This window comes from Brenneria salicis ATCC 15712 = DSM 30166 (assembly GCF_003315515.1).
GTDB classification, from domain to species: domain Bacteria; phylum Pseudomonadota; class Gammaproteobacteria; order Enterobacterales; family Enterobacteriaceae; genus Brenneria; species Brenneria salicis.
Genome location: NZ_QNRY01000003.1, coordinates 1 through 12474, shown reverse-complemented (window position 1 = coordinate 12474; position 12474 = coordinate 1). Strand labels below are relative to the sequence as shown.

Sequence of the window (12474 nt, the reverse complement as noted above, 5' to 3'; positions counted from 1 at the left end):
CATCTCTATCCCTGTAGAGATGATGGGATCACATCGCTTATGTTGGACTCTTGTCATCCAGGGTAATCCCATCCGGCAACGCTGCGCCATTCTCCAGCACCATTTTTTGAGGGACCGCCAACGGAATATTGGCTGTCCGCAACCGCTTGATGATTTCGAATAACAAATCACTTTTTGCATCGGCGACCATTCTTGGGCTGCTGACATAGCCTGTCACGCTCAGCACCATACCTGTCGGATTTAGCTGGCTAAATTTAACCGTGGGCGCAGGCGCGTCCAGAATGGCCTCATGATTGATATAAGCATCCAACAAAATAGACCGTGCTTCTTCAGGATCAATATCCAATGGAAAGGTAAGCGCCAACGTCGCGAGGCCCAAAGGATTTCCCATTGTGATATTACGTACATTCTGCGAGATAAACTGCGAGTTCGGGACAATCACCGTCGAACGGTCGCCCAGTTGGATTTCCGTCGCTCGTACATTAATTCGCCGAATATCGCCTTCTACCCCACTGATATTCACCGTATCGCCGACCTTAACCGGGCGCTCCGTCAGCAAAATCAAACCGGAAATAAAGTTTTTCACGATCTCTTGCAGACCAAAACCGATACCGACCGAAAGCGCACTGACAATCCAGGCCAGTTTATTCCACTGAATACCCAGCGTTGCCAGCGTCAATAAAATAATCAGAATGTAACCAATGTTGCTGAACAACGTCACCAGTGACGCGCGGATACCACGTTCAAGCATCGTTTTGGGAAGAAACTCATACTCCAGCCAACGTTTCGAGGAACGCAGCACATATATGCCAACCACCAGAAACAAAATCGCATTTACTAAATGAGCAGGCACAATGCTCAGCGTCTCAAGTCCTTTACCACCCCAGAGTTCAACCGCTTTTTGTACCAGTTCGAGCGGCGTTGTGGTGCCAAATGTGCCATTGAGAAGCGCCACCGCCGCCATCAATATCAAAAAAACTTTACTGCTGGCCGAAAACAATGACGTAGCCTGCGCCAGATGCCGGTCATCAAGATTAAGGGAATTCTTAATACGCTTGCCGCTGGCATTGTTGGGAGAAAAAACGCTTTCACAGATATCCGTAATAAACGTTGAGAACAGGTAAAGGCAGGAAAACACCATGCCGATCCATACCAGTTCATAGGTTAAAAAACGCGCCAGCGATATGTAACCGATGACCAGCGAGATCAACACCGCAATTGACGTTGCCAGTACCGCCAGATGAATCAGCCCCGCCAGCGTAGAACGGGCTTCCGGTTGCTCGCCGGAATGCACCATCTGGCGGCGAACCTGATCGCTCTTAAGCGCAATCGTTCCAGTGGTGAGGGCCAGGAGTAACGCCGATAATCCATTTACCATGATGGTGGCGGCGACAGATGTCCCAACCGTAACCGTGATCTGCTCAACTATGCCGAAAAACAGAATAAACAAAGCAGCGACAACCGGAAAAGGCGTCATTGCCTTTGCGACGGGATTAGAGATCGCGGGCAAACGCCACGAAGGTCGCTGATTCGAAAGAAAAGCATGTCCCAACCCGGCGATCATGGCGCAAAAAATAGCCAACCGCACCAGCGCATCAAGAAATGACGCCACGCGCTCAGACGCCCCGCCATGTCGGGTAAGCATAAAATCCAGCAGATTCGTGGCAATACCGATCGTCAGCACGGTCGATATCACAACCGCCGTCGCCAAAAAACTCCGACGCAACCGGCCTTCCGGCAATATATGAATACCGACCCAGGCCAGGTATTTCTCAAGAAACTGACGCCCTGCCGTCGTCAACGCGGCGGCCAACAGAAGTAAAAACACTGAACCATAACGCCAGTCAGGAGCCCATGACGCCATAAAAGCATCGCTCAGTTGCTCTTGAAAAGTACTCAACCGTCGTTGATCTTCCGCCTGAGTCGCCACAAGCAGCGACCAGAATCGCGCGCCAAGAATACTGCCGGAGTTTAGCGCCAACTGCGTTTTTAACGCATTACGCCGCAAAGTGACAATCTGTGCCGATAAGTTAGTCGCATTGGCGCGCAGCGCCTGAATTTGCTCAATCTGCGCATCCATTTTGGACTTTTGCGTATTCAGATTATTGCGCTTACGTGTCACTTCCGCTGTTTCATTGATATTAGAACCAGCCGCCGGAGCCGGCCCCAGCACATCCAACTGCGCCTGAATCTGCGCTCGCAATGGCGCTACCGCCGCAGAAAGATCATCCGTACTGTTTACCAGTTCCTGCGCCGTATCATTCAACGCCCCGAACATGCTATCGCTGTTAGCCCCGGACACCTGCTGCTTAATGCTATCCAGTTGCTTCTGCAACTTTACCAGTTCCGCATCGATATTTATTTTCACTGGCGCTTCAGACTTCGCAGGTTGCGTATTAGCATCCGATTCCGCCGCGGACACATACACGACTGGCGACATAAGCGTCGCTAGTAGACAAATACGCAATAACGCGGATAACAAATTATGCATAAATCGAAAAATTCCCAGTTCGACAGAAATTGCAGTGGTTACGAACAACGGTAACCGAACCAGACAACCCATATTGTCTTTCACTTATCATCTAGTGTATCAACGTCACGTTGTGGCGAATACATCTGAGCACAACTTACAAAAGATTTCCGAATCGGCCCAGCAGAGAAAGCTGAAAGACATATTCTTGTTATCATTTATCGTGAATCAGGTTCGCAATCATGTTCCCAAGAGCTCCGACGATAGTAAGAAGGGCCAATGCTGTACAAGGATTCACCGTATAGCGTAAATCGCACGCCAATCCGTTGACTCACCGAGGTGTGTGGGTATAATCCAGCCCACTGTTATCTCACTAACCAACAGTTTCATCTCTCTTCGCAACGCGCCCTTAGCTCAGTTGGATAGAGCAACGGCCTTCTAAGCCGTAGGTCACAGGTTCGAATCCTGTAGGGCGTACCATTAAATTCAATAAGTTACCTTTAATTTTCGTATTTTATTTATATCTACAGGTGTTTTAACGGGTGCTGCAATGAAAACTACCTACTATCACGGAACCACGATCTGCATACTCGACGACAATGATATGCTGACGGCATGTCCCGTTGGCTCGTATGCAGTGATTGAGGACTCCGGGTTTTATGTCGCTGTGCGCGTCGGAGAGACAGAGGCGCCGGCGATTCACACCGACCCCGTTGAAACATTGGAAGAGGCGCTCGACATCATTGCCGGTCTGCTTGACTCTTTTACTCCTCTTCAGGGGTAGGTGCTTCAATTAGTGGCATCGACAATCTCAAATCTATCCAGCGGCCAGCAGGGATATCCATCGGTTCGCCCGCCACAATATTTCCGGTTTCAATATCAAATTTGCGTTTACTGACGTATACCGTGATATCACCATTATCGGCTGTTTCAGTTGCAACATGAACCAGTCGGTTGCCGTTGACGTCCTGCGGAATTTCTATCGTCCACCCCTCGACAGACAACCCTAGCGCACCGGTTACGCGATATATACCAACCGCCAATCGCTCAGCATTAGCGCCAACCGCCTCAATGTTCACTGCTCCGCAACCAGATGGTTCAAAACCATCCAGATAATTATCAGGCATGTCACTAATGGAATTGGCGAGCCGTAGAATCGGTGATGCTGATTTATAGAATCCGTTGGCGTCAACGGTGTACTGGTTGGACATTAATACGTTTAGCCAACCATTATTAATGCTAGATCTACGGGTATGAACCTGCATTCTGGCAGCGCCTAAAGATGGGGCCGCTAATATAGCCAGTGCAACCGTTGCCGACCCATCGACATTGAATGGTACATGAATACCTGTCCACGCAACATCCGAGGTTGGAAACCCAGTGTTATTTGATACACTCCCGATAAATTGACTGCGGGGGGTACTGGCGATCGTGGCATAGTTAGCCGAGCTTATTGCTATGCCGCCAAGACCCCACGAACCATTAGTTAAGACAGCGCCTATGGTGGTATCAGACACTGAGGATTGTTTGGTTAAGTTCCCGCTGTGCCACAAGGTAACTGGTGCAAGCCACGATCCTCCTACCTGTTTCCTTACGGATATAACATCGTAATTAGCCGACGTCATACTGCGGTCTTCCAGTACGAAACCGTAATTAATCCCATCACCGATTCCGCTTCTGTGTTTTACATTCAGATATGTGTGCCACGAACCACCGTCATTTGAGATCGGTGCAGAACCAGCCATGTTACCGTCAAGCGAGCTAAGCCAATCATTTAAAGTTCTACTTGATGGGGCATTAGGGGCATTGCGAACGGCTCCGTCGGTTGATCCTGACCCGCCATTGTCGCGGGATAATGGCAATGAGATGTTATCCATTTTCCCATTCAGCGCGGTGTCCCATGCCCGTTGGCTGCGAACCGTTACACTCTGTCCGTCTGGCGTCGTTAACGTTACGTCACCTGTTCCGGTTAAAATCGCCTGCCAGCCCGCTAATTGCTGCTGGTAATATGCGAGCGTCTCCGCAAAATCATGCGCGAACTGCTCGATAGAAACAGTCGGTGACGTCGGAATGGCATAGAGTTTTCCGGCGCCAGTTGTACCGGTATAATTATCGACTAATGTTAATTGGGTGTTTGACTGAACAGACGCGATTTCATAAATCTGAACAGTTCCCGCGCCAGGCAATAGCAGCATGCGGCCAGCGGAAACCCCGTTCAGCGGGTTTAAAAACTGTGTTCCTGCCCCCGTAATGATTTTACTGCCATTGGTTGCAGCAATAGTTCCTGTTCTATACCAAGACATAATTTCTCCAGACATAAAAAACCGCCTGATTTGGCGGTTCTTATTAATTAATAGATTGCAGGCGTTTTTGAATAATTCACGCTAAATTAAGTCGCGTAATGTCTATAACAATCAAACCTATATTTTCACACTGGTATGGGCCATTAAATAAACCTGATGGTGTGCCCAACGAGTCAGCCAATACGGTTTGAGCGTGTATTAATAGGTTTTTTTTCAAATGTATAGTAGAATTGCCATCTGTGTACCGCATAAATTAAACCACCACCACTGCTCAGATTGAAACCGGTAAATATGGTATTACATGCCGCATATTCCCGTTCGGGCGATAGCGGGACCTGGATCATATCGGTATATGCATTAGTTAATCGTCTGTTTTCGACATGCACTGGTATCATGTATTTATAGGCGCTATCGAATGTTTTAACCGCTGTCCGTCGCTATTTGTCTTCCAAACAGCAAAAACGCCCTCCCTGTCGTTATTTATGGCTCTGGGTATTGTGAATATATAATATTTTATCCGTTGAGATGAAGGAGACATTACATTGCCGTATATCCTAAATGTCAACGTGTTACCAGTACGTTGTATAGACGATACACAAACAGAGTTCCACGCAGGCTGATTACTATTATTTCCCGGCGTGCCGGGGCTAATAAAAATTAATGGAGGATAATCTGTGTCAACTGTTGCTGAAATTTGTTTTATAGGAGCCATACCCCATGTTAAATCATTAACGGGTGAGTCCATGATGGTTTCACCATACGAAGACAGAACATAACATGGAATATCAGAATCAAATAAAATTTTTCCATCTTTATTCCGGGTCCGTAAATACGCCATCAGTACACTCCATAAAGCAGAATCGGATTCCCGGTATTACCACCCGACGCCGGGTAGCCCGCTTCGCTAAAGCTCCAGTTGATGTTTTTACCGGATATTGTAATAACTGGTGGGATTCGCATCATTTGGTTTGGGGCGAGAAAAACCGAATACCATATATCTGAGGAATCCGTGTCATTACCAACATCAATGGAGCCATTAACGTTTCCCAAGTTGATTAGCCCTATGACTTTAACAATTCGATCATTATGATCAAACTGTATGCTGCCATCAGGATTTCTGAGTATAAATTTAGTCACTACGGCCCCCACTCTATAACGGTAACCCCATTAGCATCTTTTAGGTCGAAATTTCCGTTTTTTCTCAACCAATATCCACCGACACCCGGCACGTCATATCCAGTTGATTTAATGTCATCGGCTATTTTCAAAAATGAAATAGTTGCATCACCTATAACCGCACTGCGCAAAATCACCTGAGTTCCCTGATTTGTAAATATCGGCGTTGGCGTTCCTCCCGCATTTACCATCATTGTGAATCTGTCAGCCAGCATAATAATATTTGCCTGCATCCCAGACGTTGAATTGGAAACGTCCAACCCAATTCCGGCAATGTATTGCCGCCCGTTTGCATCTACGGCCACTTTTATTGAACGATACGCAGACATTTTTGCGTCCATGCTGCCGACAACACTACTCACATCGCTGATTTCAGCAGATACGCCGTTAACTGTCGCCGTCAGTTGGTTAATCTGTGACCCCTGAGACGTGATTGTGTTGCCCTGCTGGGTAACGGTTGCAGATACGCTATTGATGCTCTGCACTGAGCCGTTAGCGGTAGACTGGGCGTCGGCAACCAATGCAGTGATCTGCGTAATCTGCGATCCTTGAGATGTGATTGTGTTGCCCTGCTGAGAAACGGTTGACTCAATGCCATCAACAACCGTTGACAGGCCGTCAATGTTCCCCTCCGCTGACGTCATTTTACTATTCAGACTGGCGATATCCTGCGCCGTTGTTTGCTCCAGCGTCGTGACTGTCTGCTGTAACGAGTTCAGGTTGCTGTTTGTATTGCCGATACTGGATTGCATTTCCAGCAGTGCAATTGTGCGAGCCTCCACCTCACTGGCGACAGCGGCGCGGGTTTCGGATATCTCAGCAGTGCGCTCCCCGTTCTGAGCTCGCCAACGGCGGGTTTCAGCGTCGTTAGCCAGACTGTTGCGGATAATCGCCCGCGCCTGCTCAATGCTGGTCAGCATGCCGTCAGCGATCTGCTGGGTATTTAACTCAACGTCACCAGACAGTGATTTCCATGCGTCAGTTTCCGTTACCTCCGCCATAATCACATCAGTAATATCGCTAACATCAGTGCTGGATTCCCCGTGCATCCATCCAGTCCACGGCCCCTGATTACCTGATTTATCGACAATACGGGCGCGGTAAAAAAACGCCTGCCCGACAGACAACCCCATTTGCTGATAGGTTCGCGTGGGATACGCAACATCAGCCAGTAACAAGACGTCCTGTCCGTCGCTCGTCGGGGAGTACTGGATTTCTGTTTTTAGCGTGTCAGTGGTATCAGCGGGGAAACTCCAGTTAATCTGGATGCCGAAAACGAGTGGCGCTGTGATGAAACTCGCCAGCGCAGGCGGATTGCCCTCTTTGCCGTTAAGTCGGGTTTCCTGCGCATTGGCCCACATGCTGGAGATTTCAGCCGCATTAATAGCCCGAACGCGAGCCTGGTATTGTCCAGCGTAAATGCCTGACACCTCAAACCCCAGCGCAGATGTGCGCGGAGCGTTTATCCAGTTCCCGCTATCCCGGCGCCACTGCGCCTCATACGCAATCGCGCTGTCGGCTCGCTCCCACATCACTCGCAGCGTCGTAATGTTTATGCCCTGATCAACAGCGTTATAGCTGCCGATTAAAACGTTTGCGGGTGCGGATTGAACAGACGGCGGAATAACACTGATCGGGCGCGACTCGATACGGGCGCCGTTATCAATTTTGTCCCATTTATTCGGGTCGTATTCAATGCCGGTAATATCGAAAGAAACGCCGTCATCACCCTCCTTCACGCCGATAATGCGATACAGTTGCAGCGCCAAATCCGTGGCGTCCACAGCCCAAACCGATTCGGGGATCGGTGTTTCGCTGTATTCGGTTGTGACCGTAACGATTTTCTCATTCACGGCCTCAATCGTGCGCCCCTGCGCCCGCCCGCTCGGAAGATTGACGATCAGCCGCTCACCAACCGCGGCTGACGATACACGATCGAGCGTGATGTTCCGTCCATCGACGGCACTAATACGTCCACCCAGCGGACGACCGGCCAGCAACGCATCAGCAACGCCAACAATTGAGCCAGGCACAGGGACATCGCCGTCCAGTCCCATCGTATACGAAATCGCTCGATCGGCATCATTGGTGTGCAGAATCCATTTACCACGGCGGATACTCTCAGTCTAACGAGTACACCCGATCGCCGTAATATCAGCCTGTTTAATGCCATAGCGCCGAATCAGCTTGTTGTCAGAAACCGCCTCAACTGCATCCTGATAACCATTGGCAGGATCAGACCAGGCAACCATAGCTGTGCTGTAGTGCGTTTTTTCGCTGGCGTTGCTGTACGTGAATTTCCCGTCTTTAACGTTAGCTCGCGTTACGATGTAATCAATATCGCGAGGCATATCAGCGATGACGTTCATCTGATTGTTAGCCCAGAACGTCGCGCCACGAAAAATCGCAGCCAGATCATTGATTACTGTCCAGGCCTCTTCCTGAGACTGGATATAAACGTCACACAGAAAACGCGGCTCTGTGCCGCTACCGCCACGACCATCAGGCACCAACTGATCGCAATACTGCGCGATTTGGTACAGCGTCCATTTTGTGATCGCCAGATTCTCGACCTTAATCCGCTGGCCCAGCCCGAAACGCTCACTGATTTGGATGTCGTAATAAATCCACGCGGGATTATTCGTCCACGCCCATTTAAATGTACCGTCCCACGTGCCGCTATATGTGCGGGCGAGTGGATCATAATTTGACGGAATGCGGATAATACGACCGTCAGGTTCGCAGGAAATAACCGGGATGTTCTGGAATTGAGAGGCGTCAAACTGGATAAATAATAAAGCGGTTTCGGGGTAACGCAATTTTGCGTCGATCACCTCCGTAATAGCCTCAATCACCATGCGATCGGCAATACGGTTACTGGTTGAGTTTGGTGTGATACGGCGTACGCGGATTTGCCAGCCCGTTGATGCGTTCGGTAGGTCAATACGGTGGCTACGCTCGTATGTTGTCGTCGTTTTACCGTCCACTGCGGTTCGCAGCAGTTCCTGATAACTGCCGCCATCTGTGGCTACGTCAATCGCATACTCAATGCGATAACCGACTACATCGACGTTATCCAGTTGCTGTTGCAGAGTTGACCACGAAAATCGCAGGCGGGCAGCAGACAGTTGCGTATTTGTCAGCGAGCGCACCCATGCCGTTTGGCTCGTCAATTCTGTGTTGACCGTGATTTCATTTTCAACACCAGGGAAGCCGGGAATATACGATTGATCCGGCGTGCCGGGACGAAATTCCCACGTCACGCCAGAAAAATTCGCGTTGCCGTTCGCGTTAGTGATCGGCGTCCCATCCAGAAAAATACGTGTGCCATCCAACCCGCCCGCAAACTCTCCCTCACCCAGCGCCAGCAGAATTTTTGCATATGACGTGGACTGAATAGAGTCAGGTGATTCAACAGGTGTCCGAGCATTGCTGCTGCCGCCCTTTTTACCCTCAATCACTGCTTGCATGGATACCTCAGATACAAAAAACCCGCACGATGGCGGGTCTGGGTAATAAATTGAGATGTGCTACTGCTGGTCTTCCGCGTAAATACCCGCTGAAATGATTGCGCCACCGATTCGGCGACGGCCATACAAAATAGGAACCGGATTACCCTGGGCGATAGAGTTAACCGGGCCACCGAATGCATAGCTCGGTTTGTTGTCGGGAGACTCGCGCATTGATACCCCACCCTGTACGGGAGATAGCATCTGTACAACGCCGCCGAGCATCATTGCCCCGCCCATTTTAGCTATGCCATATCCCACTGATGACATCGCGCCAGCCGTAAAATACCCAATGGCAACACCTACAACGACAAGAACAGCGCCAAGAATGGTCTGAAATGCCCCTGCTTTTTTACTACCAATAATGATCGGCGCAATGCGGATTTCATTGCTGACGTTAAAATCGAGTTCATCTCTAGACAAGTTCCGTTTACCGTCAAATACCGCATAGGTCAGCCCACGCGCTTTACTCGTCAGCAGGAATTTTTCAAAACCAGGGATAATGACGCAGAGCGCCTTTATCGCCTCCTGCCGACTCTCAACCGCCAGACGATGAACGCGGCCAAATGTTGCACCCAGAACGCCATAGAGTCGGATGGTTTTTAGTGGCTGATACTCAATTGCTACTGACATTCTCGCCCCCCTGTATAACGCAACCGGGTTATCGTTCTGTCCAGCCAGTAGCCGCCGTATGGCACTTTCTGGCTAAGCTGGTTGTACATGTGATGAACCATTTCACCATTGCCAACATAAATCCCGGCGTGATTTGGTTCGTTGGCGCGAATCTGCATAACGATAACGTCACCGGGTTGTAATTCACCGCTGACAGCAGTAAATCCTGCCTCGGCATAATGTTTCATATAGAGGTTTTCGCCCCGCTCCCACCATCCATCCGAGCGCTCGAAATTCAGCAGCGAAATGCCTCGCTCCATCTGATACCAATCCCTAACAATGGTGTAGCAGTCCCAGATGCCGTGAACGAATGGTCTCTCCAGTAACGGTTTAATGCCATCGACCGGCATAATCGTTCTGATATCGCCCTCTGGCCAACTAGCGATAACCCACGGCAACTGTGACAGGTCACATTGCGCCTGATCGACGTTGCTGGGCTGTGTCGACGCGTCGGGATGGCTGTGGACGATAGCAATAATCGTCCCTGTGTCCTCCGCCTCTGCATAGTCTTCCGGGCTCATAGTAAAATGTTCATACGGCTCCTGCGCTATATTACGGCAACGGACATAACGCCGTTTTTTGCCGTTCTGGACAATCACACCACAGCACTCAAACGGATATTCATCCTCAGCATGAGCGAGTATTTCCGTAATGATTAATTTACTCAGTTTCACGATTTACCTCTTAATCAGCGCAGAGCCTGGGAATCCACCAAACGGCAACTCTGCGTCCTCACCGAACCGTGGCTTACAACCGGTCGATAGCAGACCGGAACACTCATCCAGCGCCGGATCGTCAACAGGGTTTCCGTCAGCATCGAAATAGTTTGTTCCGGTATACCCGCATGATGCCCCGCGATACTCTCCGCGCTGGCACCAGGTGCAAAGACTATGAATTTGTCGGGTGGGGATCAGAATGCCTTGCAGGTCGGCCGGGGATGACATTTCGAACGTGATAAACTCGTCATCCTCTTTAGTTTTTCTGTCGATATACCAGACATCCAGCCGTTCCTGTGTCGGATCGGCCTCATCGTTGCCATCAGGAAAATTCCGGGCATCAAGATAGTGTTTATACGTGGTATGAATACGCACGGTAGCTTGTGCCAGGTTCTGATACGCGAGACACAGTGCGGTAATTGTGCCGTCAATGTTCCCGACTGATAGAGTGGGCGTCGGTGCGCTGCCGTCGCTGATCATTTCCAGCCCCTCTACCTGTGTCGGCCACGCTTTGTATTCGATGCCCTGCCACCAGATTGATTTTGCGAGAAGTTTTGTTTCATCCCCGCCTGCCGCTTCAATTTCAGCAGCAGTATGGGGGATCGGGTGATTGTGAAAATACAGTTCCGGGCCGTCGAATGCAGTGCAGTCCACTTCAAACAGGCGCACTTTATCGCCCGGCTCCAGTTTTTGGGAGTCGGTGTTTAATGACATGGATAGTCCTGATTATGGATGGTAAGCGGTAATGAATGTCGCGGTGAGTTGGAACATCTGAACGCCGCGACTGTTTTTACCCAGCGCCGTAACGTTAAACCCGTCAGGACAGCAATACAGCCCTAACTCGGACAGCGGACTAACCCATTGAAACGCGGTATAACCGTTATGACGGCGCAGGAATGCCATAATTTCCTGGATGAATGTATTATCACCCACAAACGTTAACGGCCAACTCTGCGACTCGCTATTAATACCGTCGCCTGAGCGTTGGGTATAGCCATCTCCAAATTGTACCGCTCGCGTTCGCTGAGTAAATTCGCCCTCCGGGTTAACGCGGGGACAGAAAGTAAACGTTTCCATCATGAGCTCCTGCGCCCTGTTCTTGCGGGATTCAGCGCGCCACCTTGTCGTAGATCTTTATCGCGTAACACCCGATAACGCTGATCGACAAACTGACCAATTTCCCGCCCAAACTGCTCCCATCCCGGTGTAGAGGTTTGCGATACTTGCCCGTCACTTGAAATATTGACGGTTACCTGTGGCGCTCCTCCGCTTGATGTAGACACATCAGGCATAATCGCCCTGACACCCAGTGAGCCATTTGATGCGCGAGTGAGCGGCATAATGGCTTCTGGCCCCGCCTCGCCAAACACGCCAGCCCCTTTAGCAAATGCAAATAATTGGGGTGTATTGTAAACACCACCACTGTAGGCGCTCAGAGAAGGCGACTGATAAACTCCGCCAAGAGCGAGGAAAGAAAGGTTATCGTATGCGCCCGTAGTGAATCCATTCGCTGTTGATGCCCCTCCCGCGGCACTAAATAACTGCGCCTATTACCGCTCCACTTTTGTTAGTCCAGGTTTGTTGCCTGGGAAAGGTGATGCGGTTTTAATAAATTGTCTGACATTTTT

At 49.9% G+C, this 12474-nt stretch carries 8 protein-coding genes, 1 tRNA gene and 1 pseudogene; 2 read left to right on the top strand and 8 right to left on the bottom strand.

What is annotated here, in order from left to right; all coding sequences use genetic code 11:
* Positions 1–37: 37 nt before the first annotated feature.
* A complete protein-coding gene (locus DES54_RS02375; protein ID WP_113865146.1) occupies positions 38–2491 on the bottom strand; it encodes a DUF3772 domain-containing protein in 2454 nt (817 codons plus the stop codon).
* 382 nt (positions 2492–2873) lie between these two features.
* Between DES54_RS02375 and DES54_RS02370 the strand changes: the two genes are divergently transcribed.
* Both DES54_RS02370 and DES54_RS02365 read left to right on the top strand, forming a co-directional pair.
* Positions 2874–2950 (top strand) — tRNA-Arg (locus DES54_RS02370).
* A 70-nt stretch (positions 2951–3020) separates the two neighbouring features.
* The gene (locus tag DES54_RS02365) at positions 3021–3254 is read left to right on the top strand and encodes a hypothetical protein (protein WP_113865022.1); all 234 of its coding nucleotides are present in this window, start codon (positions 3021–3023) and stop codon (positions 3252–3254) included.
* On the opposite strand, the gene DES54_RS02360 is transcribed toward DES54_RS02365, so the two are convergent.
* From DES54_RS02360 to DES54_RS19135, 7 genes and pseudogenes are all read right to left on the bottom strand, one after another.
* Positions 3235–4788: a phage tail fiber protein gene (locus DES54_RS02360; protein ID WP_113865021.1), complete on the bottom strand. Its 1554-nt coding sequence runs from the start codon at positions 4786–4788 to the stop codon at positions 3235–3237. The genes DES54_RS02365 and DES54_RS02360 overlap by 20 nt on opposite strands.
* 1121 nt (positions 4789–5909) lie before the next feature.
* Positions 5910–9419 (bottom strand): annotated as a pseudogene (locus DES54_RS02350) (TipJ family phage tail tip protein).
* Between the two features lie 60 nt (positions 9420–9479).
* On the bottom strand, positions 9480–10091 hold the full coding sequence (locus tag DES54_RS02345; protein WP_113865019.1) for a tail assembly protein: 612 nt from the start codon (positions 10089–10091) through the stop codon (positions 9480–9482).
* Positions 10082–10798, bottom strand: a complete 717-nt coding sequence (locus DES54_RS02340; RefSeq protein ID WP_113865145.1) for a C40 family peptidase — start codon at positions 10796–10798, stop codon at positions 10082–10084. The genes DES54_RS02345 and DES54_RS02340 overlap by 10 nt, the downstream gene beginning before the upstream one ends.
* 9 nt (positions 10799–10807) lie before the next feature.
* Positions 10808–11560 (bottom strand): phage minor tail protein L, encoded by a 753-nt coding sequence (locus DES54_RS02335; protein ID WP_113865018.1) that lies wholly within the window; start codon positions 11558–11560, stop codon positions 10808–10810.
* A 12-nt stretch (positions 11561–11572) separates the two neighbouring features.
* Positions 11573–11923, bottom strand: a complete 351-nt coding sequence (locus tag DES54_RS02330; protein WP_113865017.1) for a phage tail protein — start codon at positions 11921–11923, stop codon at positions 11573–11575.
* The gene (locus DES54_RS19135) at positions 11923–12216 is read right to left on the bottom strand and encodes a phage tail tape measure protein (RefSeq protein WP_205680166.1); all 294 of its coding nucleotides are present in this window, start codon (positions 12214–12216) and stop codon (positions 11923–11925) included. Before DES54_RS19135 ends, DES54_RS02330 begins: the two co-directional genes overlap by 1 nt.
* Positions 12217–12474: the final 258 nt, after the last annotated feature.